This is a genomic window from Solwaraspora sp. WMMB335, from assembly GCF_049179075.1.
Taxonomy (GTDB): domain Bacteria; phylum Actinomycetota; class Actinomycetes; order Mycobacteriales; family Micromonosporaceae; genus Micromonospora_E.
Genome location: NZ_JBMHMF010000001.1, coordinates 4,338,922 through 4,364,204, shown reverse-complemented (window position 1 = coordinate 4,364,204; position 25,283 = coordinate 4,338,922). Strand labels below are relative to the sequence as shown.

27 protein-coding genes and 1 tRNA gene are annotated in these 25,283 nt (G+C 68.7%); 19 read left to right on the top strand and 9 right to left on the bottom strand.

Features of this window, described 5'->3' with window-relative positions:
* Position 1: 1 nt before the first annotated feature.
* From ACN27F_RS18825 to ACN27F_RS18815, 3 genes are all read right to left on the bottom strand, one after another.
* Complete coding sequence (locus ACN27F_RS18825) at positions 2-1,774, bottom strand: hypothetical protein (RefSeq protein ID WP_421435137.1); 1,773 nt, start codon at positions 1,772-1,774, stop codon at positions 2-4.
* On the bottom strand, positions 1,771-2,163 hold the full coding sequence (locus tag ACN27F_RS18820; protein ID WP_421435135.1) for a DivIVA domain-containing protein: 393 nt from the start codon (positions 2,161-2,163) through the stop codon (positions 1,771-1,773). The genes ACN27F_RS18825 and ACN27F_RS18820 overlap by 4 nt, the downstream gene beginning before the upstream one ends.
* Positions 2,164-2,245: 82 nt before the next feature.
* On the bottom strand, positions 2,246-2,503 hold the full coding sequence (locus ACN27F_RS18815; protein WP_421435133.1) for a hypothetical protein: 258 nt from the start codon (positions 2,501-2,503) through the stop codon (positions 2,246-2,248).
* Positions 2,504-2,989: 486 nt separating this feature from the next.
* On the opposite strand from ACN27F_RS18815, the gene ACN27F_RS18810 reads away from it, so the two are divergent.
* Positions 2,990-3,904 carry a DUF5753 domain-containing protein gene (locus tag ACN27F_RS18810; protein ID WP_421435131.1) on the top strand — a complete coding sequence of 305 codons (915 nt, stop codon included), beginning with the start codon at positions 2,990-2,992 and terminating at the stop codon, positions 3,902-3,904.
* Between the two features lie 25 nt (positions 3,905-3,929).
* Complete coding sequence (locus ACN27F_RS18805) at positions 3,930-4,118, top strand: DUF397 domain-containing protein (protein WP_421440304.1); 189 nt, start codon at positions 3,930-3,932, stop codon at positions 4,116-4,118.
* A gap of 486 nt (positions 4,119-4,604) precedes the next feature.
* Here ACN27F_RS18805 and ACN27F_RS18800 read toward each other — a convergent pair whose 3' ends face one another.
* A complete protein-coding gene (locus ACN27F_RS18800; protein ID WP_421435130.1) occupies positions 4,605-5,024 on the bottom strand; it encodes a VOC family protein in 420 nt (139 codons plus the stop codon).
* Positions 5,025-5,360: 336 nt separating this feature from the next.
* On the opposite strand from ACN27F_RS18800, the gene ACN27F_RS18795 reads away from it, so the two are divergent.
* The 5 genes from ACN27F_RS18795 (at position 5,361) to ACN27F_RS18775 (ending at position 7,445) form a co-directional block, all read left to right on the top strand.
* A complete protein-coding gene (locus ACN27F_RS18795) occupies positions 5,361-5,618 on the top strand; it encodes a hypothetical protein (RefSeq protein WP_421435128.1) in 258 nt (85 codons plus the stop codon).
* Positions 5,618-6,286 carry a hypothetical protein gene (locus ACN27F_RS18790; RefSeq protein WP_421435125.1) on the top strand — a complete coding sequence of 223 codons (669 nt, stop codon included), beginning with the start codon at positions 5,618-5,620 and terminating at the stop codon, positions 6,284-6,286. The genes ACN27F_RS18795 and ACN27F_RS18790 overlap by 1 nt, the downstream gene beginning before the upstream one ends.
* Entirely contained in the window at positions 6,265-6,696 is a 432-nt protein-coding gene (locus tag ACN27F_RS18785) for a hypothetical protein (protein WP_421435122.1), read from the top strand. The genes ACN27F_RS18790 and ACN27F_RS18785 overlap by 22 nt, the downstream gene beginning before the upstream one ends.
* Before the next feature lie 58 nt (positions 6,697-6,754).
* Positions 6,755-7,015: a ribbon-helix-helix protein, CopG family gene (locus ACN27F_RS18780; RefSeq protein WP_421435120.1), complete on the top strand. Its 261-nt coding sequence runs from the start codon at positions 6,755-6,757 to the stop codon at positions 7,013-7,015.
* Between the two features lie 97 nt (positions 7,016-7,112).
* Positions 7,113-7,445 (top strand): PIN domain-containing protein, encoded by a 333-nt coding sequence (locus ACN27F_RS18775; protein ID WP_421435118.1) that lies wholly within the window; start codon positions 7,113-7,115, stop codon positions 7,443-7,445.
* Positions 7,446-8,325: 880 nt separating this feature from the next.
* Here the strand turns inward: ACN27F_RS18775 and ACN27F_RS18770 are convergent.
* The gene (locus ACN27F_RS18770) at positions 8,326-8,712 is read right to left on the bottom strand and encodes a hypothetical protein (RefSeq protein ID WP_421435115.1); all 387 of its coding nucleotides are present in this window, start codon (positions 8,710-8,712) and stop codon (positions 8,326-8,328) included.
* 274 nt (positions 8,713-8,986) lie between these two features.
* On the opposite strand from ACN27F_RS18770, the gene ACN27F_RS18765 reads away from it, so the two are divergent.
* The gene (locus tag ACN27F_RS18765; protein ID WP_421435112.1) at positions 8,987-9,325 is read left to right on the top strand and encodes a hypothetical protein; all 339 of its coding nucleotides are present in this window, start codon (positions 8,987-8,989) and stop codon (positions 9,323-9,325) included.
* A gap of 239 nt (positions 9,326-9,564) precedes the next feature.
* Here ACN27F_RS18765 and ACN27F_RS18760 read toward each other — a convergent pair whose 3' ends face one another.
* Positions 9,565-10,047 carry an NUDIX hydrolase gene (locus ACN27F_RS18760; RefSeq protein ID WP_421435109.1) on the bottom strand — a complete coding sequence of 161 codons (483 nt, stop codon included), beginning with the start codon at positions 10,045-10,047 and terminating at the stop codon, positions 9,565-9,567.
* Between the two features lie 391 nt (positions 10,048-10,438).
* Between ACN27F_RS18760 and ACN27F_RS18755 the strand changes: the two genes are divergently transcribed.
* Together ACN27F_RS18755 and ACN27F_RS18750 are read left to right on the top strand one after the other, a co-directional pair.
* Positions 10,439-10,696: a hypothetical protein gene (locus ACN27F_RS18755; protein WP_421435107.1), complete on the top strand. Its 258-nt coding sequence runs from the start codon at positions 10,439-10,441 to the stop codon at positions 10,694-10,696.
* Between the two features lie 654 nt (positions 10,697-11,350).
* Complete coding sequence (locus tag ACN27F_RS18750) at positions 11,351-11,782, top strand: hypothetical protein (RefSeq protein ID WP_421435105.1); 432 nt, start codon at positions 11,351-11,353, stop codon at positions 11,780-11,782.
* Between the two features lie 169 nt (positions 11,783-11,951).
* On the opposite strand, the gene ACN27F_RS18745 is transcribed toward ACN27F_RS18750, so the two are convergent.
* The 3 genes from ACN27F_RS18745 to ACN27F_RS18735 form a co-directional block, all read right to left on the bottom strand.
* Positions 11,952-12,758 (bottom strand): WecB/TagA/CpsF family glycosyltransferase, encoded by an 807-nt coding sequence (locus ACN27F_RS18745; protein WP_421440302.1) that lies wholly within the window; start codon positions 12,756-12,758, stop codon positions 11,952-11,954.
* Positions 12,755-13,828, bottom strand: a complete 1,074-nt coding sequence (locus tag ACN27F_RS18740; protein WP_421435103.1) for an NAD-dependent epimerase/dehydratase family protein — start codon at positions 13,826-13,828, stop codon at positions 12,755-12,757. Before ACN27F_RS18740 ends, ACN27F_RS18745 begins: the two co-directional genes overlap by 4 nt.
* 134 nt (positions 13,829-13,962) lie before the next feature.
* A tRNA-Leu gene (locus ACN27F_RS18735) sits at positions 13,963-14,048 on the bottom strand.
* 245 nt (positions 14,049-14,293) lie between these two features.
* Here ACN27F_RS18735 and ACN27F_RS18730 point away from each other — a divergent pair.
* The 9 genes from ACN27F_RS18730 to ACN27F_RS18690 all read left to right on the top strand — a co-directional run bounded on the left by ACN27F_RS18730 (position 14,294) and on the right by ACN27F_RS18690 (position 25,277).
* The gene (locus tag ACN27F_RS18730; protein ID WP_421435101.1) at positions 14,294-15,100 is read left to right on the top strand and encodes an FhaA domain-containing protein; all 807 of its coding nucleotides are present in this window, start codon (positions 14,294-14,296) and stop codon (positions 15,098-15,100) included.
* Between the two features lie 2 nt (positions 15,101-15,102).
* On the top strand, positions 15,103-15,582 hold the full coding sequence (locus tag ACN27F_RS18725) for an FHA domain-containing protein FhaB/FipA (protein ID WP_421435099.1): 480 nt from the start codon (positions 15,103-15,105) through the stop codon (positions 15,580-15,582).
* Entirely contained in the window at positions 15,579-17,012 is a 1,434-nt protein-coding gene (locus tag ACN27F_RS18720) for a PP2C family protein-serine/threonine phosphatase (protein WP_421435096.1), read from the top strand. Before ACN27F_RS18725 ends, ACN27F_RS18720 begins: the two co-directional genes overlap by 4 nt.
* 78 nt (positions 17,013-17,090) lie before the next feature.
* Complete coding sequence (locus tag ACN27F_RS18715) at positions 17,091-18,533, top strand: FtsW/RodA/SpoVE family cell cycle protein (protein WP_421440301.1); 1,443 nt, start codon at positions 17,091-17,093, stop codon at positions 18,531-18,533.
* Entirely contained in the window at positions 18,530-20,035 is a 1,506-nt protein-coding gene (locus ACN27F_RS18710; protein WP_421435094.1) for a penicillin-binding transpeptidase domain-containing protein, read from the top strand. Before ACN27F_RS18715 ends, ACN27F_RS18710 begins: the two co-directional genes overlap by 4 nt.
* A 1-nt stretch (position 20,036) precedes the next feature.
* Positions 20,037-21,479 carry a serine/threonine-protein kinase gene (locus ACN27F_RS18705; RefSeq protein WP_421435091.1) on the top strand — a complete coding sequence of 481 codons (1,443 nt, stop codon included), beginning with the start codon at positions 20,037-20,039 and terminating at the stop codon, positions 21,477-21,479.
* Positions 21,476-23,284, top strand: a complete 1,809-nt coding sequence (gene pknB / locus ACN27F_RS18700) for a Stk1 family PASTA domain-containing Ser/Thr kinase (protein WP_421435089.1) — start codon at positions 21,476-21,478, stop codon at positions 23,282-23,284. The genes ACN27F_RS18705 and pknB overlap by 4 nt, the downstream gene beginning before the upstream one ends.
* Before the next feature lie 113 nt (positions 23,285-23,397).
* A complete protein-coding gene (locus ACN27F_RS18695; protein WP_421440300.1) occupies positions 23,398-24,207 on the top strand; it encodes an ABC transporter ATP-binding protein in 810 nt (269 codons plus the stop codon).
* Positions 24,208-24,245: 38 nt separating this feature from the next.
* Positions 24,246-25,277 carry an ABC transporter substrate-binding protein gene (locus ACN27F_RS18690; RefSeq protein WP_421435087.1) on the top strand — a complete coding sequence of 344 codons (1,032 nt, stop codon included), beginning with the start codon at positions 24,246-24,248 and terminating at the stop codon, positions 25,275-25,277.
* Positions 25,278-25,283 lie beyond the last annotated feature (6 nt).

Sequence of the window (25,283 nt, the reverse complement as noted above, 5' to 3'; positions counted from 1 at the left end):
ATCAGCAGCTCGTGGTGTGGGTCCCGTCGGGTTGGATGCGGATGGTGACAGGTTCGCCGGGGTGGTCGGCGGCGAGGCTGCGTACCTCGGTGACGTAGCTGGTGGTGTCGGGCGCTGGGCCGGTGGTGGCGGGCTGTTGTGGGACGGACATCGGCTGTTCGGGGTCGGCGGGGACGGCGGCACGCAGCGCGCCGTAGAGGTAGCGATTGCACAGGGCGACGGCTTCGGGGAGGGCGGCGCAGGTGGGGACCGGGTCGATGGTCAAGGGTGTGGCGGGGTCGGCGACCTGGACCGACCAGGTGTGGCCCTGCATCAGCTCCGGCCGGCCGATGCTGTCGCGGTGGTCGACGACGGTGACATCCAGGGCGAGGCCGAGCCCAGTGACGAGGCGGGCGAGCTCGTCGAGGGTCAGGCCGGGCCAGTCGGTGGCGCGGGCCAGGATGCGGGCGCCGTCGTGGGCGGCGCCGGCTTCGGCGAGGTACGCGGCGAGCGGGTCTCCGCCGGGGGCGATCTGACTGACACCCATCCGCAGGTGCTGATCGATGACGTGTTCGCCGTCGAGGTCGGTCAGGTCGGTCGGCTGTACGCCGAACTGTGCCGCGAGCGAGCCGATCCGGTAGCGCTCGGGCAGCTGCCACACCTGGGTACCGGACTGTCGGTCGGTGTGAGCGAGAGTGGGCGGGGCAAGGCCGTCGGCGTCGGGTCGCCAGTTGCGGTGCACGGTCCGGCCGCGCAGGTCGGTGACGGTGACCACCGCGCCGCGCCGGACCCGGCGGGTGCCGTAGCAGTCGGTGCAGTACGGCGGGTCGGCCGTGTCGGTGCAGCGCGGGCAGGGGTGGGTGGGGATCGCCTCGCCCCAGTGCTTCGGTGCCGGCGGTTCCCAGCCGCGCCGGAACCTGCCGCCGACCCCGCCCTGCTCGGTGTCGTCGGGTCGCAGGCTGGTGTGCCACCAGCGCCGGTTACGCCAGATGGCCTGCGCGCCGCCGTGCTGCTCGGCGTCGGCGACCATCCGCCGTTCGAGTTGATCGAGGTCGTGGCCGCCGGGGCGGCCGTCGAGCCCGACCGGCACCGGGTGCGGGGTGAGCGCGCCGTCGGTGAGGTAGTGGGCGGGCACGTTCCAGTCGGCCACGGCCAGCCCGGACGCGGCCCGTTCCGGGCTGATCGAAGCGATCGCCGCCGGCAGGTCGGCCGCCCACCGGTGCGGGTAGTCGGGCACCGTCCCGCCTGCAAGCTCGAACCGGATGTCCCAGCTCAGCCCGCCACGGGTCGAGGCTGGTCGGGCTTCGAGCACCAGGTCGACGTGCAGCTGGTCGGCGAGTGCGCACAGCCGGCCGAGTAGCCGGGCATGGTCCGGTGCCGGCGGTTCGCTGCTGCGGCCGATCAGGACCAGCCACGGCGAGGTACGTCGGTCGGCGAGGGCTGACGCCTCCCACCTGCGGCGGTCCCGCTCCGCGATGCCGGGCTGCCACTGCGCCGGCAGCATCAACCCGGACGACGGCAGCCGGCCTGGCTCGTCAGGAAAGTCCGGGTCGCGCAGCGTTGCCGCAGCCACCCCCGCGCGGGCCGCCAGGTCGGTGACGATCGGCGCGTACGGCAGCCACCAGGTGCCCGACGGCGTGGGCAGCGGCGTGAACGTGCCTGGGACGAGGCTGGTCGAGGCGACCGCCCCGGTGTAGAGGTTGGCGACGGTGAAGACGAGTTGCGCCCGCCGACGCTCGGATCCGAACCCGACGCTGCGGATCGAGCCGGCCGGCACTCCGTTGACCTCGGTCATGCCGCCGCTCCCGCCTGCGATTCCTGGAACTGCTGCGACTGCCAGTCCCGCAGCGCCTGCTTGATCCGGGCGTTCTCGTCGCGGGTGGCGGCCAGCTCGTCGCGTAGGGCAGTCAGTTCGTCGGCGACCACGTGCAGGAACGTGCGTACCTCGGTGGGGTCGCAGCCGCGCCGGGTCCGGCCGGCGAACCGACGCTCGCGGACGAGGCCGGGACTGATCGACGGCCGCACCGGCCGCCCGTAGTAGTGGCCGACGTTGTTCGGTGCCCGCCGCACCGGCGGACGTGGCGTCGGTGTGCGCCGGTTGTGGCGGGCGATTTCGGCGAGCAACCGCCGGGTTCGCCGGCTCCGCACCGGAGCCCGGCGGAACAGGTCAAAGAATCTACGCACAGCAGGAACCACCTTTCGATTGATCGAAACCTTCAGGGGTACGGGTCGAGAGGATGCGATGCACCTCGTGCCGCCGCCCTGGTCAGCGGTGTCGGGGCAGGCTGGGTGCGAAGTGGAGGCCGGCCCGCTGGACGAAGATCTCGCGCCGTTCGCGGGCTTCGCCGTCAGGCGCCAACACGTACCCGCCGAGCCACAACCAGCCCCGGTACGTCTGGCGTTTGTCCACTGCCGTCACCCGGAACCGGAAGCCTCGCCCGGCCGCGAACTGGACACTCGCCTGACCGTCGATGATCAGTTCGTCACCGGGACGGGGGTCCGTCGGGGACCGATCGGCCGGCACGTTACCGATCGGCTGCGGGCACCGTCGTCCGGCCGCAGTCGGGGCACCAGCGAGATTTGATCTTGAAACTGAACAGCCCGACGAAGAATCCGAGCAGAGCTCCGCAAGCCAGTGCCGCAAACGCCACCATGATCAACCCTTCCGATTGGGCTGGGCGTGACCCGGGCGGGCCGTTGCCGCGACCCACCCGGCCACCTGGGGTTTCAACGGGACGAAGCGGAAAGCGATCAAGAACTCGCCGCTCCCCGCGTTCCCGTGGCCGGCCAGTTGATCAACCGTCCACGAAGGTTCGTTGCATCACAGAGTCAACCATCGATCACGCAATACCGCAACATTCAATTTTTTACTTCATGGTTTTGTTGCACTGCTGGAGGCGTAGCCGCGGCGGGCAGCTACGCTCGGACAAGATCACCCGGGTGCAGTGTTAAATTTTTTCCGGACGCGTTCGGCAAGAGCGCAACACGCGCCGGAGGGAGGGGCTCCACAGTGGCTGCCGATGGGGACGATGCCGGCGCGGCCGTGGCTCGTCAGCGCTTGGCGCTGATGCTGCAGAACCTGCGCAAACAGGCGCGGAACAAGGACGGGACACCGATCACGATCGAGCAGGCCGCCCAGCACATGGAACGCGCCCGCCCCACCGCCCACCGCATCATCAACGGTCTGCCCGGCGTCCGGGTCAAGGACCACGACGTCAAGTCCCTGGCCGAGTTGTTCGGCGCGGACAATGAGACCACAGCGACGATGCTGGCGCTGGCAGCAGCAACCAGGGTCAAGGGCTGGTTCTCACGGTTCCGCGACGTGCTCCCGCCCGGCTTCGACATGTACATCGGCCTGGAGGCCGCCGCTCGTGCGGTCTGGGCCTATGAGGGCGAACGCGTCCACGGACTCCTGCAGACCGAGGAGTACGCGCGGGAGATCCTCCGGATCTCGGCTTCCGACGGCCCGAAGGCCGCAGATGCCGAGTTCGAACGCCGCGTCGCTGTCAGGATGCGCCGACAGGAGATCCTGACAAGAACCGACAGGCCCGTCGACTTCACCGTCGTGCTCGGCGAGGCCGTGCTGCATCGCACCATCGGCGGTCCAGCCGTGATGGCCCGCCAACTGCAGCAGATCAACGAGCGGGGCGCCCTGCCGAACGTCTCCGTCAAGGTCGTGCCGTACAGCGTCGGCGCGCACTACGGCATCGACACGGGGCCGTTCGCGGTCATAACGTTCCCGGAGCAAGGCGGGCCGGCAACGGCCTACATGGACAACTTCACCGGCCACCTCCTGACCCACAAGCCGTCCGATATCGGCCGATTTGAGGCTGCCGCGGCAGCCATCGACCGCTGCGCCCTGAACGAGACCGCGTCCAGGAACCTGATCAGCCAGAGATCCAAGGAGCTATCCAGTGCCCAGTAGTCACGACGCGCTCTCCTCAGAGGTCCTGACCACCGCGCAGTACCGCAAGTCAACCCGATCAGACAGCACAGGTTCATGCGTCGAGGTCGCCACCAACATCCCCGCCACAGTCCTCGTACGCGACAGCAAAGACCCTGCCGGCCCCACCCTCAGCTTTGCTCCCCATGACTGGACGACCTTTCTCGCCAACCTCGACCCCGACGCTCCCCGCTGATCGAGGCAGAGAGAAGGCCCTTCGCGTCTGGGCAGGCGCGGGAAACCACGCATCAGGCGCGAGGATCGGCAAGTGGATCAGGTCGTTGCCGCCGAGGAGCTCGCCGATTCCTTAACCGCCAAGCTGCTACGAGCGCATCGGGTTCAGATTCTCGATCGCCGCAGAGCATCAGCCGGGCTTCGGCGTGATCGCCCGCCACGATGAGCCCGAGGTAGGTTGCGAGGCTCTGGTCCGCCTTACGCCGTTCGTCCCGGGCGGAAGCCTTCAAGGACACGTTTGCGGACCAGCAGACGAGCAGTACGACGGCCACGATCGCCGCCGTCCACCATAGGCCCGAACGACGCCGTACCCGTACCGCCATGGCCGGTGATCGTAGTCTCGCCGGAACATCTCCGCGCACACGCTCATCGGCGCACTCGGACACCGGCGGCCGGCGCTGACGTCACCCTCGGTGACGACCGCTTCGCGGCAGATCCGTACGTTGGCCTACCCCGAGCCGACGAGGATACAGAACGGATGTCCCTCCGGGTCGGCGAGAACGTAGAGGGGCTCCTCTGAATCCTGGGTGCGGTCGCAAAGCAAGCTGGCTCCGAGCTGCTCGGCTCGTCGACGGTGTCGCTCCAACTCGTTGACGGTGGGTACACGGAGATCCAGGTGCATCTGCTTCGGAACGTCGTGTGACGGCCAGGTCGGCCGCGCCAATGTAGGCACCTGTTGAAAGGCAAGCTTGCGGTTGCCGTTGCCGTCGACCAGGACGAGCCAGTCTTCGTCATCGGTGGTCCCGTCAGCCGGAGGTTCGTCACCAGGGCGGTATTGCAGTCCGAGGAACTCCCGGTAGAACTCAGCGAGGGCCCGGGCGTCGGTGGCGTCCAGGGCGGTGTGCATGAGAACCGGATAGTCAAACACTGACGACGCCTCCTCACGGTGCTGGCCCTGTCATCACACCACGAAATCGACGAGCGAACATCCAGACATCGGCAGATCCGTACGCGAAGGGAGCGGTCAGCCCAGCTGGACGCAGCCCTAACTTGTGACGCCTGCTTGCTGCCGTGCCTACCTCAGCAGGGCCGGTGCGTCGACAACGAGGGCTGGGCCGGGTGGGCTGCAGTGACACCAGTCAGGGTGACGGGTATCCGTCGCGCAGGGTCGCCGGTCCGTAGCTGGTCGACTATGGTCAGACCTACCTGACGAACGTGAGTCGCCTTCCGGTACGGCGGCTCGGCGACCGGGGAGGCCGGCTCGGTGAGCGTCGACGAAGTCAAGGCTCAACTGGGCAAGGGCCTGGAGAGCGCCCGTAGCGGCAGGAACACGTTGCAACAGGCGGCCGCTGCAGCGGGCGAGGCCCTGGAGTTGGCGACTTACACCTGTCAGGGCAGTAACCATGAACTGGCTACCGACGCCCTGACCGAGGCCACGTCCGCGCTCCGCGAGATCAAGTTGGCGATCGCCCGACTGGACGTCGGTGAGGAACTGGTCGACACGTACCGCACGGGTTTGTGATGGCTGGGACGGTCGCCGAAGTCATCGCGCAGCTCGCTCGGGCATCGACCGGTCTCAGCTCGGCCGCCGCGACGGCCCTGCGTGCCCAACAGGAAGTGATCGACGCGCACCAGTCCCTTTCCGCCGCGAGCGCCGGAGCGTCGGCGCGCGCTGTCAGGAACGCCACCGCCGAGTGGAAGACCGCCGCAGACAAGGCAGGAAAGGTCGCACGCCTGCTCATGGAGGCCGTCGGGCACCTCAACGCCTACGCCAACCGTATCGCCCCCGGCTCGGCACCCACCGAACCTACGCTCACCGGCCCGACCGGCGAAGAACTCCTCGCCGACACCACCAAGCGCTCCGAGGCACAGCGTAACGTCGGTGGCTTCCTCGGTAGGCTTGCGCGCAAGTCAGAGGACGTCCAGGACAGTGCCAAGACCATGGGCGAGGTGGCGGAGAAGGTCACGCAGGTAATCCGTACGCCAGCCGGCAGCGGGGGCACGCAATCGGCAGGCACCACCTCTCCTTCGATCGTCCATGCCACGCCGACCCGCATCGACGCCGCCGACGCCGCCGGCAACCTGGTCGTTGTCGGCCTGGTAGCGGGTATCGCGATCCACAAGACGGGCCAGATAGCCAGCAGGCAGATAGCGAGGTTGCGGAAGAAATGGTCGCAAGACAAGAGCTGAGTGACCTCATCCGGGCGATGGCCAGGCAGGACTGGGGATCGGTTGATCGACACCTGGCCGAGCTCAACCGGCTCGGCTGGGCTGGGGGCAGTCAGACCATTGGAGCGGCGTTCGCGATCGCCGTCAACCGCAGGTTCGGCTCGTCAGACGATCCTCGGGCAGTTGCCTCATTTGTTGCTGACACGAGGAGGCGCTACGAGCAAGGCGAGCAGTTCTCCGCCCTGGCGATGGAAGGCATGATCCGAGCAGCCCTCGGCGAGCCGGACCTGATCGACGACATCGACGCGGAAACCGCCTTCTCGATGCAGATCGCCGTGCTCGGCACGCTGTTGCAGGACCGGGAGTGGAGCGAGGCCGAGCTGGAGGAGTTCGTCCGCGAAGTCGAGCAGACCGCCGCCCAGTACATGTAGCCGCGCGGACCCGGATCGCGGAAGTCCTCGCACCTGCTGGTTGAGGAACCATAATCATATGGCGCTGAAGAAGACGACAGTGATGGTCGACGAGGACGATCTGAGGGTCATCAAGGAGGCTGCGGCGAGGGAAGGTCGTCCGGAGTCGGAGTACTTCCGGGAGGCGTTCCGTATCGCGGCGCTGCGGGCGCGTCGTTGGTCGGGCGACTGGGACATACCGGAGATCGGTTTCGGAGGGCCAGTGAGCGACGACGACGTGCGGGCAGCGGTCGCGGAGGCTACGGATCGCAAATATGGATCAGCCGACCACGCTGCATAATCGTTGTCGGTGACACCTCTGGCCTAGTGGCCGCGTTCAACATCGACGATCCCGAGCATGCTGCTGCGCGCAGGGCTTTGGCCGGGGCGTCGGCGTGGTGATCTCATCGTTGGTGTTCGCGGAGGTCGAGCACATGATCACCCGGAACGTGGACCGTAAGGCGGCGCATGCCGTGCAGGACTGGCTGCTGGGTCAGGAACGGAATCTTCGGGTTCTGGTCCCGGAGGTGACCGCGACCGCGCTGCGCAGGGCCCGCACAGTCCAGTCGCAGTACGCGGCGCTGAGGCTGGATCTCGCCGACGCGGTGAACGTCGTGCTTGCCGAGCAGTACGAGACAGATGCGGTGGTGACGCTGGACCGGCGGGACTTCCGAGCCATCCGCCCGTTGAGCAGCCATGCGGCTTTCCGGATCCTGCCCGACGACCTGTGAAAGCCAGGTGCCGGAGGAAAGTCCGACGTTGCCAGCCGACCGGCCGACTGCCTCCGGTGTCGTTAGCATGCGCATGTGTGGCGTTTTGCGTCGGCCGCCGTCCGGTTTGAGCAGCCGGGCGCGATCGTTCGTCGCTGTTCACGGAGTGTGGCTCGACGTGCCTCCGGTGAGTTAATTTCGTCGTAAGTGGCAGGAGGCGCAGATTCCTGACCAGGTCATTGATCGCATCGATGGGTGTCGGGTCCGATGGGGTGGCCTTGTCCTGCCGTCCACGCAGGGCATGCCCGAGGATGCCGCAGGCCCTCGGATGCTCACCGTGGACACGCCGGAGCGGGAAAGGCGCGTTTGCTTCCCCAGAGGGGGTTTTAGAGGCCGGACCGCAACGCACCGCTGTGCCGTACTCGTTCCTGATTGGTCCGGACGGCACGTTCGGTATCGCCGGTGGCGATCATGATCGGTGGGTCCCGTTGCCTAGCAGCATCGACGGCTGGGTTGGGGCCCTGGCCTTGGCGTATGCGGCAATGGACGTCGCGGACACCGTGACCCGGCTGACCGGTTCTGCCGTCGACCAGCTCGACCTGACCGCCATGCAACCGGTCGTAGAGGTTTGTGGTATCGCGAACGGCTGGTGGTACCCGGCTGGGTCTGCTGGCCGTCGTGTACTCGGGGGAGGGGGTTGTTCGCGCGGTCGGCCTACCGCATCGCCTACCTGTACGCCGGCAACATCGATGAGCAGTGGTTGTAGCGCTCTACCACAACTGCGGCGGGCACCGCAGGGCACGGTGCTCAGCGTCTCAGCGGCTTGTTGGTAGGGATCGGGTGAGCGTCACCGGCGGTATGAGTGGTTGAGCGTCCTGCCTTCCCTCGTGGCCGGACTGATTCAGATGGGGAGCTTCGTGCCGATGCATGGTTCACCGCCGATGATCTCCACGATCACGTCGATGGTGGCCGTCGCTCCCGTGGCGAACGTGAGATTGATGCCGTAGACCGTCCCGTGACCGTCGACGATCGAGGACCAGGGCCGGGTTCCCGATACGGCGAAGGATCTGATGCCGTGCTCCGTCCAGGCCGTCAGCTCTGTATCGTCGAGCCGGGCGAGGACCACGTCGTCTTCGCCGCAGAGCATCAGCCGGGCTTCGGCGTGATCGCCCGCCACGATGAGCCCGAGGTAGGTTGCGAGGCTCTGGTCCGCCTTACGCCGTTCGTCCCGGGCGGAAGCCTTCAAGGACACGTTTGCGGACCAGCAGACGAGCAGTACGACGGCCACGATCGCCGCCGTCCACCATAGGCCCGAACGACGCCGTACCCGTACCGCCATGGCCGGTGATCGTAGTCTCGCCGGAACATCTCCGCGCGCACGCTCATCGGCGCACTCGGACACCGGCGGCCGGCGCTGACGTCACCCTCGGTGACGAGCGCTTTGTGGGAGATCCGGACGCTGCCGACTGCGTTCCGTACGCTCAGGCGACCTTGCCGCCGCCTGGTGGCCCCTTCTATCGTCAGACACGGATAGTCGAGATGTGTCGATGAGGTGATGGGGCGTGTCGGACCCGCAGCTGGGACCACGGGAAGCAGCGCCCTCGGTTCTTGGCGGGGTGCTCCTGGGGCTTGCGATAGGAGTCGCTGGTGACATCGCGTTGTGGTTCTGGATGAACGGCGGTCCGGTTGTGGACTCGCTTGGCCGAGCAAGACGTGGCTACACAGAACAGGTTCATCTCGCGGACATCCAGGATCGCTTCTGGTACGGCTTGGCTTTCGCTGCCGCGATGACGCTGTCGGGTGCCGTCCTGGTGATACGTAGGATCATGAGCGTGGGCGTCCCGCTACTCCTGTCTGCCATTGCCGGACTTTGCTTCGTCGGCCTTATGCTGCATTACTGACTGCCCTTGACTTCGGCGTCCAGCGTCCAGCGTCCAGCGTCCAGCGGCCTGGTCGGGCGCCGAGACGATTCAGATGGGTGCAACCGCCTGGCCAACTGCCGAGACAGAAAATTGCCGTCGAGCCCTTTCGTGCCCGCACGATCAGGTGCGCTGTTCTCTGCAGGTCCGGGCGGGGCGGAAGCCAACAGAGGCTACGCTGCGTAGCGAACGGTTTGCGGCATGACCGGACGTTCTATTCGTCACCGAACTGTCGTCGGCGCTGCAGTAATTCGGCAGATTTCGGCATCGAGCACTGCCAGGTTCGGTATATCTGAACCGTCCCACCATCGGATGGCGTCTACTTCGTCATTGGGTTCAAACGGCGCGCGGCCGATGAGTGCGGCTGTGAAAACCGCCGCATACTCCAGGCGGTTGTCCGGCTTCAGCCGGAACGTGGCAAGGCCACTGTAGGCGATGACCGGCGCGTCCTGGCCGGTTTCCTCGGCGAACTCACGTACCGCCGCCTCCCTAGGCGTTTTGCCGCGATCTATCATGCCGCCGGGTAGCTCCCACTGCCTGCGCCAGCGGTTGAAGACAAGGAGCGTACAACCCTGATGCTGGCCTACTACTAGGGACAGAGGAAGTGGAATATGGGGGTCGAGTCGCTCGAGATCCTGCTCGGGTCCCACGCGGAAATCCAGGAGCTCGTTCCCCTCAGTGTCCATTGCAATCGGCGAAGCCATGGACGACACACTTCCACGTCTGAGTATGGTGCATCAAACGCATTGCGCTGTGCCGGCCGACGCGCTCTCATCGGCGAATCCGCGCGCCGAGGAAGCGGCTGGGGGCTCAGTAACGCCCGTCCTCAACATCGCCGACTTGGACCGCCAACGGATGGGGCGGCCGGTCGCCGGACGCCGCCCGAAATCAGCGGGCGTGCTTGCCCCTGTACCTACCTCGGTAGAGCCGGTAGTCGACAACGAGGCCCGACGGACCGCAGCGACACCACCCTGGGTGACCGATATTCGTCGCGCAGGGTCGCCGGTCTGTAGCTTGTCGACTATGGTCGGACGTACCTGACGAACGTGAGCGACCTTCAGGCGAGGCTGCTCCGCGACCGGGGAGGCTGGCTCGGTGAGCGTCGACGAGGTCAAGGCTCAGCTGGGCAAGAGCCTGGAGAGCGCCCGCAGCGGCAGGAACACCTTGCGACAGGCGGCTGCGGCAGCGGGCGAGGCCTTGGAGTTGGCGACCTACACCTGTCAGGGCAGTAACCATGAACTGGCTACCGACGCCCTGACCGAGGCCACGTCCGCGCTCCGCGAGATCGAGCTGACCGTCGCCCGACTGGACGCGGGGATCGAACTGGTCGACACGTACCGCACGGGTTTGTGATGGCCGGTACGGTCCCCGAGGTCATCGCGCAGCTCGCTCGGGCATCGACCGGTCTCAGCTCGGCCGCCGCGACGGCCCTGCGCGCTCAGCAGGAAGTGATCGACGCGCACCAGTCCCTTTCCGCCGCGAGCGCCGGAGCGTCGGCGCACGCTGTCACCAACGCCACCACCGAGTGGAAGACCGCCGCAGACAAGGCAGGAAAGGTCGCCCGCCTGCTCATGGAGGCCGTCGGATACCTCAACGCCTACGCCAAACCGTATCGCCCCCGGCTCGGCACCCACCGAACCCACGCTCACCGGCCCGACCGGCGAAGAACTCCTCGCCGACACCACCCGCCGCTCCGACGCCCGCCGAGGCGTCGGCAGCTTTTTCAACAAGATGGCGCGCAAGTCTGAAGATGTACAGGACACCGGCAAAGGCATGGTTGAGCTGGGCCAAGAAGCGATCCGCGTCCTCGGCGGTCCACGCGGCCCGAGCGGCGCACAGACCAGCCACACCGGCATGCCGAGCGCTGTCGTTCCAACCCAACCCATCCTGTCCGGATCGACTCACCGGAGGCCGGTGGCCATATCCTCATCCTCGGGCTGATCGCCGGCATCACGGTCAACCGTGCGGTGAACGTCGCACGCGAGCAGATAGCGAGGTACTTGAAACGTGAGCGCCGACCAGAAACTCAGTGACCTGATCCGTGCCATGGCCCGGGGAGACTGGGGCACAGCCGATCGGCTCCTCGCCGAGGTCGGCGACAAAGGGCTACGAGAAGGGCCGCAGACCAACACCGCTGCCTTCTTCGTCGCGGTGCAACGACGCTTCGGCGAGACACCCGACCTGCAGCAGATCGCCACCTTCGTCGCTACGACCCGGCAGCGGTACGCGGACGGCCATCAGCTGCCCGCCCTGGCGATGGAGGGCATGATCCGAGCAGTCCTCGGCGAAGCGGACCTGCTTGATGACATCGCTCCGGACGTAGCCTTCTCGGCGCAGATCGTGATCCTCGGAACGCTGTTGCAGGACCAGGAGTGGACCGAGGCCGAGCTGGAGGAGTTCGTCCGCGAAGTCGAGCAGACCGCCGCCCAGTACATGTAGCTGCTCGATGCGCGGCAGCCCGCCATCCCGTGCGCGAGTTGAGGGCTGACGCACGTTAAACGCGAAAATAACGTGCGTCAGCCCTCAACTCGCGAAACGTTCTGCCTGGCGACAGCTCAGCGCGGCGTCCGCGACAGCGTTTCCAGCCGGGTCAGACGGCGAACCCAGGTCAGACGGTGAAGTCGGCTGGGCGGTCGGTGGCGCTCGGCGGTGGGGTGGCTTGCCACATGCCCAGCTTCTGCGCGCCGAGCCGGCTCAGATACGCCGGGTTGAGGATCACGTAGCGGCGCCACAGCCGTTTCGGCTCCAGGCCGAGGCGCCACAGCCACTCCAGGCCGCGCCGCTGCATCCACTCGGGCGGGCGGCGCAGCAGCCCGGCGTGGTAGTCGAAGGCGGCACCGACCGCCATCAGCGGCATGTCCAGCAGCGGGCGCATCGCGTACGTGAAGATCTCCTGGCGCGGGCAGCCCAGCCCGACCAGCACCAGCCGGGCGCCGGAGTCGCGGATCCGCTCCGCGATCTCGGCGTCCTCACCGGGGCGGACCGGCCGGAACTTCGACGGCTCGACGCCGGCGATCTTCAACGCCGGGAACTGCTGCTCCAGCTGCGGCACCAGGCGGGACAGGGTGGCCTCGGTCGAGCCGTACAGGTAGACCGGCAGACCTTCCTCGGCGCAGCGGCGCAGCACCAGCAGGGTCAGGGTCGGGCCGTACACCCGGTCGGTCAGCCCGGCACCGTGCAGCAGGTTGAGCCCCCAGCGCACCGGCTGGCCGTCCGGGGTGACCAGGTCGAACGCGTTGAGTCGGGCGTTGTGTGCCGGGTCCAGCACACCGGTCATCACCCCGTGCACCGCGAGCGCGGTCAGCGCCAGCGGCCGGCGGTGCCGGGCGGCCTCGACCACCCGCCGCGTCGCCGCGTCGTAGTCGACCGCGTCGACCAGCACACCGAGGACGTTGCGTTTGCCCTTGTCGATCATCTCTGGGGCACCCACTTGTCGACGTTGGCCTGGTAGATCTCCTGCAGGATCATCGGCACGTCGTAGATCTGCTTCCAGCCAGGGTAGTCACGCTGGAAAGCCGCGTTGGATCCAATCCACCACTGGTGGTCGCCGACCCGGTTGGCCTCCTGGTACTCGGTGATCATCTGCTGCCCGGTGATCTGCTCGGCGAGCGCGAACGCCTCCAGGTGCGAGCAGTTGGAGTGCCGGCCGCCGCCGAGGTTGTAGACCGCGGCCGGGCGCGGGTCGCGGAAGAACGCCTCGAAGGCGGAGACCACGTCGTGGCTGTGGATCGCGTCGCGCACCATCTTGCCGCCGTACCCGAAGATCTTGTAGGTGCGCCGCTCCATGTTGCATCGCATCAGGTAGCCGAGGAAGCCGTGCAGCTCGGTCGCCGAGTGCGCCGGCCCGGTCAGCGTGCCGCCCCGGAAACAGGCGGTACGGATGCCGAAGTAGCGGCCGTACTCCTGCACCATCACGTCGGCGGCGACCTTCGACGCGCCGAACACCGAGTGCAGGCAGGCGTCGATCGGCATGTCCTCGGTGATCCCCCCGGCGTACGGGTGCTCCGGCGCGATCTCCCAGCGGGTCTCCTGCTCGACCAGCGGCAGGCTGTTCGGCCGGTCGCCGTACACCTTGTTGGTCGAGCAGTGGATCACCGGTGCCTGCGGGCAGTGCTCCCGCACGTTCTGCAGCACGTTCAGCGTGCCACCGGCGTTGACGTCGAAGTCGGTGAACGGGTCGCGCACCGCCCAGTCGTGCGACGGCTGGGCGGCGGTGTGGATCACCACGGCGATGTCGTCCGCGTAGCGGCGGAACAGGCCCGCGAGGGCGTCCCGGTCGCGGATGTCGACGGCCTGATGGGTGTACGCCGCGCCGAGGTCACGCCGCAGCGTCTCGACGTTCCAGGCGGTGGAGGCCTCGGCGCCGAAGAACTCCCGGCGCATGTCGTTGTCGATGCCGACCACGTCCAGGCCGAGCCCGGCGAAGTGTCGGGCCGCCTCCGATCCGATCAGACCGCCGGACCCGGTTACCAACGCGACGCTCACACGACACTCCTGAGCTGGGGGGTGGAGAGAACGATCAAGAGCATATCCGGACAGGATGTGCAGAAGGCTCCGCCGACGGCGGAGCCTTCTGTCGCTGCATGAGAGGGTACGAGCGGGAAACCCGCTCGTACCGCTGGTGGGGAAGGGGGGAGTTGAACCCCCACGCCCTTTCGGGCACACGGACCTGAACCGTGCGCGTCTGCCATTCCGCCACTTCCCCGGACGCTGCCCGGGACAGTCGGTTGAGACTAGCCCGGACCGGTCGGACCGATCCCGGCGGGGTGTCGGTCGGACCCACCCGTTGGCAGGTGCCGGGACATATTACGCTGTCCCTGGCGGTCCCGAGCGGAATATCGCCCGCGATGCCTGGCGAAGAGTAGCACGGGGCGGGCCGGCCGTTCGGGACAGGCCGGGACCAGTGGTCGATCGGCGTGCGGGTGGCACGGGCGACGGCCGGATACCATCATGTCCTCGGAACCCGAGGAGGAGCCGGTGAGCGTGCTGCAACGCTTCGAGAAGCGTCTGGAAGGCCTAGTCGAAGGGGCCTTCGCCAAGGTGTTCAAGGGTGTCGTGCACCCGGTGGAGATCCTCAACGCGATGCAGCGGGAGGCGGAGGCGCACAAGGCGATCCTGGCCGGTGGGCGTACGCTGGTGCCCAACCGCTACGTAATCGATCTCTCGCCATACGATCACAGCCGGCTGGCTCCGTACGCGGCGGCGCTTGCCCAGGAGTTGGCCCAGTCCCAGGCCGAGTTCATCGGCGAGCAGGCCTGGACGGTGTACGGCGACGTCATCGTGGAGATCGAGCGTGGCGACGGGCTGGACACCGGCATGTTCCGGGTCACCGCCGAGGTGTTCACCGGCGGCGACGTCGCTCCGGTGCAGCAACCGGCGTACGACATGCCCGGCGGGCAGGGCGGTGGCGGCTATTCGCCCTACGAGCAACAGGGCGGCGGGTACGGCCCCCCGCAGCAGGGCCACGGCGGCGGACGCAACATCCGACTGGTCTCCGGTGACGGGCGGACCTATCCGCTGCAGATGGGCTCGACCGTGATCGGCCGCGGCGACCAGGCGAACCTGCGCCTGCCCGACGTCGGCATCTCCCGGCGACACGCCCGACTGGACTTCGACGGGTCACAGGTTGTGCTCACCGACCTCGGCTCCACCAACGGGACCATGGTCAACGGGCAGCGGGTCTCCGCGGTGGCCCTCAACCCCGGTGACATGATCCAGCTCGGGACGACCACGCTCACGTTCCGAGTGGATGGCTAGCCTTGCCCGAATTCGTCGTCGCCGTCGCCCGGATCGGCTTCATCGTACTGCTGTGGATCTTCGTGTTCACGGTGGTCGGAGTGATCCGCCGGGATCTGTTCGCCGGGGCCCGATCCAGTCGCCTGGTCGCGGCACCCCGCGGTGTCGGCGGCGCGGCACCGGCCCGACCGGCGAAGGTCAAGCGAGGGCGGGCCGCACACCAGCTGGTGGTGACCGCCGGGCAACTGGCAGGCACCCGGATCACCTTGGGTGAGTCGCCGATCACGATCGGTCGGGCTGAGGACTCTACCCTGGTGATCACCGACGACTACGCATCCGCCCGGCATGCCCGGTTGATGCCCCGGGACGGCCAGTGGTTCATCGAGGACATGGGTTCCACTAACGGGACGTACCTCGACCGCGCTAAGGTCACCGGACCTACCCCCGTACCCCTCGCCGTGCCGATCCGCATCGGCCGCACATCTCTTGAGTTACGGCCATGACTCTGACCCTGCGCTACGCCGCCCACAGTGACCGCGGGCTGATCCGTGACGGGAACCAGGATTCCGTCTACGCCGGGCCGCGGCTGCTTGCCGTGGCCGACGGCATGGGCGGGATGGCCGCCGGTGACGTCGCCAGCAACCTTGTCATCGGGGCCCTCGCCCCGCTCGACGAGGACGTGCCGGGCGACGCGCTGGTCGACGCCCTGCGTTCCGCGGTCGGCCTCGCCAACCAACACCTACGCGACACCGTCGACGCCAATCCCCACTTGGAGGGGATGGGCACCACGCTGACCGCCACGCTGTTCTCCGGCAGCAAGATCGGCATGGTGCACATCGGTGACTCGCGCGCCTACCTGCTACGCAACGGCGAGTTCGCCCAGATCACCAAGGACGACACGTACGTCCAGATGCTGGTCGACGAGGGCCGGATCAGCGCCGAGGAGGCGAGCAGCCATCCGCAGCGCTCGCTGCTGACCCGCGCGTTGGACGGCCGCGACATCGACCCGGAGTACTCCGTCCGCCAGGTGGTGGCCGGCGACCGCTACCTGATCTGCAGCGACGGCCTGTCCGGCGTGGTCAGCGCGGAAACCATCGCAGACACCCTGCGTGAGTACCCCGATCCGAACCAGTGCGTCGAGCGGCTGGTGCAGTTGGCGCTGCGCGGTGGCGGGCCGGACAACATCACCGTGGTCGTCGCCGACGCCTCCGATCAGAGCATCCTCGAACAGGCACCGATCGTCGGCGGGGCCGCCGCCCGTGACCGCGGCATGGCCACCGCCGCCGACGACTCCACCCCCGCCGCGCGGGCCTCGGCGCTGTCCGCCCCCCGGGCGGCGGCCCCGGAGCAGGTCAACGCCGGTGAGCCGGGTCTCGACGACGATCCGCAACGGCCCCGCCGCCGGCCGGTCCGCGCCGCGATCGTCCTGGTGGTGCTGGTCGGCATCCTCGGCGGCGGACTCTGGGCCGGGTGGACCTACACCCAGCGCCAGTACTACGTCGGGGCGACCACCGACGGCCAGTTGGCCATTTTCCAGGGCATGCCCGGCGAGGTCGCCGGGGTCAGCCTCTCCACCGTGTACGAGACCAGCGCCACCGAGCTGGACGATCTCACGTCGGCCGCGCAGGACCGGGTCAAGCGGGGCATCCATGCCAGCAACGAGGTGGAGGCGCAGCGGCATCTGTTGGAGTTGACCCGCGACGAGCCGGACAACCCCAACCTCAAGCCGACCTGCCCGCCGACCCCGAGCCCGACGCCGACTCCGTCGCCTACCCCGTCACCCACGCCGTCGCTGGAAACGACCGGCTCGCCGGACCCCGCCGTCACCGGCACCCCGTCGCCGGTCGGCGCCCCGGAGAGCACCCCGGACGCGCCGCCGGTCGAGCCGGTACCGCCGGTGACGAATCCGGCCGGCTGCCGGACGGTCGACTGAGACCGGGGCGAACGACGTGAAGGACACCCAGTGACGGCACCAGTCGGGTCCGCCCCACCACCGGCCATCACCGGTGAGATGCCGCGGATCCGTTCGGTGCGGACGCGGCGCAACGCCGAACTCGGCCTGCTCGCGATCGCGCTGGTCGTGGTCGCCAGTTACGCGGCAGCCACCGAGGCGGCGGTGCTCGGCACCCTGCGGGCCGGGTTCTGGGTGCCGGTCGCCGTGCTCGGCGCGGTCTTCTTCGGACTGCACCTGGCCGTACGCTTCTTCGCCCCGCACGCCGACCCGGCCCTGCTGCCGGCGGTGGCACTGCTCAACGGCATCGGAGTCGGCTTCCTGCGCCGCTACGACCTGGCCCGGGAACCGGCGGCCGAACGGCTGGACTACCCGATCTTCGCCGGCACCGGCGGCCGGCAGCTGGCCTGGACCCTGGCCGCGGTGGTGCTGGCCACGGCGCTACTGGTGCTGATCCGCGATCACCAGCTCATCGCCCGGTACGCGTACACCCTCGGCCTGACCGGGATCGTGCTGGTGATGATCCCGGCGGTGCTGCCCGCCCGGTACTCCGAGGTCAACGGTGCCAAGCTGTGGATCCTGGTCGGTGGCTTCTCGATCCAGCCCGGTGAGTTCGCGAAGCTGGCCCTGCTGTCGTTCTTCGCCTACTACCTGGTCCGCAAACGCGAAGTGCTCTCCCTGGCCAGCCGTCGGGTGCTCGGCATCGACTTTCCGCGTGGCCGCGACCTCGGGCCGGTGCTGGTGGTCTGGCTGCTCAGCGTGATGGTCCTGGTGTTCCAGAAGGACCTCGGTACGTCACTGCTCTACTTCGGCATGTTCGTGGTCACCCTGTACATCGCCACCGAGCGGGTCAGCTGGTTGATCATCGGCCTGCTGCTGTTCTTCGGCGGCGCATTCCTGGCGTACTACCTGGGTGGCATCGTCGGCGGGCCGTTCTACAACTTCTACCAGCGGGCCAACATCTGGCTGGACCCCTTCTCCGACCCCTACTCCGACGGCTACCAGCTGGTGCAGGGACTGCTCGGGCTGGGCACCGGTGGGCTGTTCGGCGCCGGTCCCGGCGGCGGCCAGCCGCTCAAGGTGCCCGAGGTGCACAACGACTTCATCTTCGCCGGCATCGGTGAGGAGATCGGCCTGTTCGGGCTCTCCGCGCTGCTGGTGATCTACCTGCTGATCGCCGAGCGTGGGCTGCGGGCCGGGCTGGCCGTCCGGGACTCCTTCGGCAAGCTGCTCGCCGGCGGTCTCGCGTTCACCCTCTCCCTGCAGGTCTTCGTGATCGTCGGCGGGATCAGCGGGCTGATCCCGCTCACCGGCCAGACCACCCCGTTCCTGTCCGCCGGCGGTTCCTCGCTGATGGCCAACTGGCTGCTCATCGCACTGCTGCTGCGGATCTCGGACGCCGGTCGCCGGCCGGTCGCCGGGGCCGACGCCCGTCCACCCGGTGCCCCGGCCGGCCCACCGGCCCAGCTGCACGGCGCTCCGACGGAGGTGATCCGCCGGTGAACGCCCCACTGCGCCGGGTCGGCGTGGTCATCATGGTCCTGTTCGGGCTGCTCTTCGCGAACCTGAACTGGGTCCAGGGCTACAAGGCCGACGAGTACCGCAACAGCGACTACAACGGCCGGGTCCAGGTCGCCGAGTACGACCGGCAACGCGGCAACGTCGAGGCCGGCGGCCGGGCCCTGGCGACCAGCACCGAGACCGGCGGCGAGCTCAAGTTCCTGCGTACGTACCCGGACAACGAGCTGTACGCCCACGTGATCGGCTACCAGCCGGTCAACCTGGCCGCGACCGGCATCGAGCGCGCCGAGAACGAGTTTCTGGCCGGCACCAGCGACCAGCTGTTCGCCGACCGGGTCCGGGACCTGTTCACCGGGGAACAGACCGGCGGCGGCAACGTGCTGCTGACCATCAACCGCCGGGCACAGGAAACCGCGTACCGCCAGCTGGTGGAGAACCGGGTCGGCACCAGCCAGGGCGCCGCCGTCGCGGTCGACCCGCGGACCGGCGCCATCCAGGCACTGGTGTCCCTGCCCAGTTACGACCCCAACCCGATGGCCAGCCACGACACCGGCGTCGCGCAGGAGGCGTACGACGCGCTGGAGGCCGATCCCGACAGCCCGTTGCGCAACCGGGCGCTGGGCGAGGTCCTCCCACCCGGATCCACCTTCAAGGTGGTGGTCGCCGCCGCCGCGCTGGAGAACGGGGTCGGCATCAACGACCAGATCTCAGCCGGCCCGGTCTACCGCCACCCCGACTCGGGCACCGACATCCGCAACGCCGCCGCGTCGATCTGCCCCGAGGAGCAGGTGCCGCTGATCGAGGCGCTGACCGAGTCGTGCAACACCGGCTTCGCCAAGCTCGGCGTCGAACTCGGCGCCGAGACGGTCAAGCAGATGGCCCGCGACTTCGGTTTCGAAGACGAGGAGCTGATCGTCGGGCGGACCAGCGGGGACAGCGGGCTGCCGGTGGCGGCCAGCCGTACCGGCGACATCGCCAATCCGGACGGCAGTGAGGACGGTGCCGCCCTGGCCCAGTCGTCGATCGGCCAGAACAACGTCCGGATGACCCCGCTGGAAGGTGCGATGATCGCTGCGGCGGTCGCCAACGGTGGCCGCCAGATGCGGCCGTACGTCGTCCAGCAGCTGCTCGGCCCGGACCGCACCAGCAGCTACTACACCGCCGATCCGCGCGAGCTGCGCCGGCCGGTCAGCGGGTCGGTCGCCGCCGACCTGCAGGAGATGATGGTCAGTGTGGTGCGCAACGGCACCGGCGGCAACGCCCGTATCGACGGGTACACCGTCGGTGGCAAGACCGGCACCGCCGAGGCCGGCGGGCAGACCGACGACCACGGCTGGTTCATCGGCTACGTGATGTCCGACGGCCAGCCGATCTCCGCCGTCTGCGTGCTGCTCGAGGGCGCTGGTGGCGGCGGCAGCGGTGAGGCGGCCCGGATCGCCGGCCAGATCATGCGGGCGGTCATCGCCGAGCGTGAGGGGCGATGACATGCTGAGTTCGGGAGTTCTGCTCGGCGGCCGCTACCGGCTCGACGAGCGCATCGCCAGCGGCGGGATGGGTGACGTCTGGCGCGGCACCGACGAGGTACTCGGCCGTACCGTCGCGGTCAAGAGCCTGCTGCCGGCGTTGCTGGAGGAGCCGGGGTTCGCCGAACGCTTCCGGGGCGAGGCCCGCACCATGGCCACCATCAACCACCCCGGTGTGGTCGACGTCTACGACTACGGCAGCGACCAGCAGATCGCGTTCCTGGTCATGGAGTACGTCGAGGGTGACGCCCTGTCGCGGACCTTGTCCCGGGTCGGCCGGCTCACCCCGGCCCGCACCATGGCGCTGGTCGCCCAGGCCGCCGACGCGCTGCAGGCGGCCCACGACAAGGGCATCGTGCACCGCGACGTCAAACCCGGAAACCTGCTGGTACGGCCGAACGGCACGCTGGTGCTGACGGATTTCGGCATCGCCCGCTCGGAGTTGGTCGGGCAGTTGACGGCGGCCGGGTCAGTGCTCGGCACCGCCTCGTACATCTCGCCGGAGCAGGCGTCCGGAGCGGTCGCCATGCCGGCGTCGGATGTCTACGCGCTCGGCGTGGTGGCGTACCAGTGCCTGTCCGGCCGGCGGCCGTTCGAAGGCGACAATCCACTCGAAATCGCTATGAAGCACGTACGGGAGATGCCGCGACCGCTGCCGTCGGACATCCCACCGGTCGTCCGGACCATCGTCGAGCGGGCCCTCGCGAAGGACCCGGCCGCGCGTTGGCCGACCGCGGCGGCGATGGCCGCCGTTTCCCGCCAAGCCGCCACCACGCTCGCCGGCCAGGGCCGCCCACCGGTCGCGCAACAGCCCGGGCCGCCCGCTACCCAGCCGCCCCGGCCGCCCGCTACCCAGCCGCCCCGGCCCCCCGCCGGTCACGGGGTCCAACGACCCACCTCCGGTGCGCCGGTCTCGCCGATCGGCCAGCCGCCGGCAGCCCGCCCACCGCTACCGCCGGCATATCCCGGATCGCCGCCAGCCGCCCGACCCGGTGCCGCGCCGGTCATGCCGGGCGGGTATCCGGCCGGATACCATCGCCCTGCCACACCGGTACGGCAACCACTGCCGCCGCCCCACCAACCGCACAACCCGTACGCCTACCACCGTCCGCCCGCCCCGCCACAGCAGCCACGATCCCTGAACCGGCAGGTCTTCACCGTGCTGGCGATCATCCTCGGCGCGATCGTCGTACTGCTCTGCGCCGGGCTGATCACAGCTTTCATCAAGGAGCACGGCAACGCCGCAGGCCCACGGCCACCGGCGGGGCAAATGGTCACGGCTGAGAACCAGATGAGTGCCGGGCACGTCGAACCAACCGCAAGCGCCGTACCGTCGGTAGAGAGGCCGGGAGGTCCCGGCTCGGTAGGATACGACCAGATGAGCGAAGGACGACGAGGACGATGACCGCGCAGGCCCGCCTGCTGGGTGGCAGGTACCAGGTCGGCGAGTTGCTCGGCTATGGCGGCATGGCCGAGGTCCATCGCGGCCGGGACCTGCGGCTCGGCCGAGACGTCGCGATCAAGATGCTCCGCACCGACCTGGCCCGTGACCGGACGTTCCAGGAACGGTTCCGGCGCGAGGCGCAGAACGCCGCCTCGCTCAACCACCCGGCGATCGTCGCGGTGTACGACACCGGGGAGGAGTACGCCCCGACCGGCGAGACGCTGCCGTTCATCGTCATGGAGTTCGTCAACGGCCGTACCCTCAAGGAAGTCCTGGCCGTCGAGAGCCGGCTCAACCCGCGCCGCGCCCTGGAGATCTGCGCCGACATCTGCGCCGCTCTGGAGTTCAGCCACCGGCACGGCATCATCCACCGGGACATCAAGCCCGGCAACGTGATGTTGACGCAGAACAGCCAGGTCAAGGTGATGGACTTCGGCATCGCTCGGGCGTTGGCCAGCGGCGCCACGACGATGACCCAGACCTCCGCGGTGATCGGCACCGCCCAGTACCTCTCCCCGGAGCAGGCCCGTGGCGAGTCGGTGGACGCCCGCTCCGACGTGTACGCCGCCGGCTGTGTGCTGTTCGAACTGCTCTGCGGTCACCCGCCGTTCGTCGGGGACAGCCCGGTCAGCGTCGCCTACCAGCACGTACGGGAGGATCCGCGGGCGCCGAGCGATATCAACCGCGATGTCACCCCGCCGATCGACGCGATCGTGCTCAAGGCGCTCGCGAAGAACCCGCTCAACCGCTATCAGAGTGCCGGCGAGATGCGCGCCGACCTGCTGCGGGCGGCCAGCGGTCGGCCGGTGCTGGCCACCCCGGTGCTGCGCGAGGACGAGACGGTCGCCATGGCGTCGGCCGGTCGCACGGCGACCACCCAGCGCATTTCCGGCGGGGTCGGCGGCCCGCCGCCACGCAAGACGTCGCCGATGGTGATCGCCGGGCTCAGCGCGCTCGGTGTGCTCGCGGTGATCGCGCTGGCCACCGGGCTGATCTGGGCGACCTCCGGCGATGACGCGCCCCCGACGGTCAGCCTACCCAACCTGGTCAACCAACCGATCGAGCAGGCCCAGCGTCAGATCAACGACCTCGGGCTGAGCGCCGACGTCAGCCCGCGCGAGGATCCCGAGTGCACCGTCAACACGGTGTTGAGCCAATCGCCGGATCCGGGGGAAGTGGAGACCGGCACACAGGTCGCCCTGACCGTCTGCGCCGGTCCGGGCACCGTTCAGGTACCCGACCTGGAGGGATTCACCCGCGGCGGGGCCGAGTCGGCCCTGGAAGAGCGCGGGCTCGTTCCCGACTTCCAGGAAGTCTCCAGCAAGCTGCCCAAGGACCAGGTGGTCAGCGTGCCTGACCAGGGCAAGTCGGTCGAGGTGGGCAGCACCGTCGTGGTCGAGATCTCGCTCAACAACCTGCGCGAGGTGCCCAACGTGGTCGGGAAGACCCAGAGCGAAGCGGTCTCCATCCTGAACAACGCCGGTTTCGATCCGCGGGTCGTCCCGGGGCAGGAGGTGGATCCCGCCGACGCCGGCCGGGTCACCAGCCAGAGTCCCAACGACGGCGATGCCGAGGTCAACTCGCGGGTGGAGATCGTGGTGTCGCAGCCGCGCGAGCCCGAGGAGGAGACGCCGAGCCCCACGCCGACGTCCCCGTCCCCGTCGCCGAGCCCGACCAGCCCGGAACCGCCCGGTGACGGTGGCGGCGACGGCGTCGGTGTGGACAGTCTCCTGCCCACATCACGGCTGACCGGACTGGTCGACTGACCGGCGTCGGCTGAGCGTTCGACCGCGCGGACGCGAATGTCCCGGCCCTGGCCGGGGCATCCGGTATCTTGTCATGATCTTGATTTAGGGTAGCCTTTCCTAATGTGACCTCGATGGCCCTGTGCGGCGACGACCTGGTGCTCGGCTACCAACGCACCACCGTCGTGCACGGCGTGTCGGTACGGCTGCGACCCGCAGTGGTGACCGCTCTGATCGGGCCCAACGGCAGCGGCAAATCCACCGTGCTGCGCTCGCTCGCCCGACTGCACAAGGTCGAGTCCGGCCAGGTCAGCCTCGATCCCGGCGAAGGCGAGCCGCGCGACGTCGCACCGCTGTCCGCCCGTGAGTTCGCCCGGCGGGTCACCCTGCTGTCGCAGTCCCGGCCGCACCCCTCGGGCCTGGCCGTACGCGACGTCGTCGCGTTCGGCCGGCACCCGCACCGGCGCCGGTTCGCCGCGCTGAACGGGGCCGACCGCGCCGCGATCGACCACGCGATGGCCCTCACCGGCGTGACCGAGATGGCCGTACGGGCGGTCGACCAGCTCTCCGGCGGGGAACTGCAACGGGTCTGGCTGGCCACCTGCCTCGCCCAGGACACCGGCGTGCTGCTGCTCGACGAGCCGACCAACCATCTCGACCTGCGCTACCAGGTCGAGACCCTCGACCTGGTCCGCGACCTGGCGGACCGGCACGGGACGGCACTGGGGATCGTCCTGCACGACCTGAACCACGCCGCGACCGTCGCCGACCAGGTCGTACTGCTGCACCTCGGCCGGGTCCGCGCCACCGGTACCCCCGCCGAGGTGCTGACCGGGGAGCACCTGTCCGAGGTCTACGGCCTGCCGATCGACACCACCGTCGATCCGCGAAGCGGCCTGGTCCGGATCGAGCCCCGAGGCAGACGCCGACGCCGCGACAGCTGACCGGCCCACGAACGACCCCGAACCCGAGCGAGGAATTGATGAAGACCAGAAGCACCACGGCGACCCTGTGCGCCACCGCTCTGCTGACGACGCTGCTGGGTGCCTGCGGCACGACCGATCCCGGCACCGGAGCCACCGGGGCACCGGCCGCGAACGAGTCCCTGGACTGCGCTGACGACACCACCACGACATCGACCGGTCCGGTCAGCCTCACCGACGCCCTCGGGCGCACCGTCGAACTCGATCAGCCGGCGCAACGGGTGGCCGTGCTCGAATGGCAACAGATCGAGGACGTACTCACGCTCTGCCTGACTCCGGTGGCCGTCGCCGATGTCGAGGGCTACCGCACCTGGAACACCGCCGAGGAACTACCCGACGGTGCGGCCGATGTCGGTGGACGTGGCGAGCCGAACCTGGATGCGCTCTTCGCCGCCAACCCCGACCTCGTGATCATCGAGCCGTTCGGCGCCGACGACGCGGTCGTCGAACAACTGGCCGAGTACGACGTGCCGGTGCTGGCCACCAAGGGTGCGGACACCGCCGACCCGATCCAGAACATGCTCGACACCTTCAGCCTGATCGCCGAGGCGACCGGTCGGCAGGAACGCGCCGAGCTGGTGGTCGACGAGTTCACGACCGGTCTGGAACAGGCCAAGCAGGACGTCGTCGACGCCGACCTCGCGACGACCGAGTTCATCTACTTCGACGGCTGGATCCAGGGCGGCAACGTCACGCTGCGCCCGTTCGGCCAGGGATCGCTGGTCGGTGAGCTCGGCGAGGAGCTCGGGCTGACCAACGCCTGGACCGGAGAGGTCGACCCGGTGTACGGGCTCGGCCAGACCGACATCGAAGGCGTCCAGGCCGTCGGTGCGGCGACCTTCTTCCACACCGGCACCGTCGATCCGGCCGGCGACGTACTTGCCGAGCTGGCGAAGAACAGCGTATGGGACTCGCTGCCGGCGGTCACCGAAGGCCGGGTGTACGCCTTTCCGCCCGGTGTCTGGACCTTCGGCGGGCCCCGCTCGTCGCAGCAGATCCTCGACGCGTACGTCGACCTGCTGACCAGCTGAGCGACC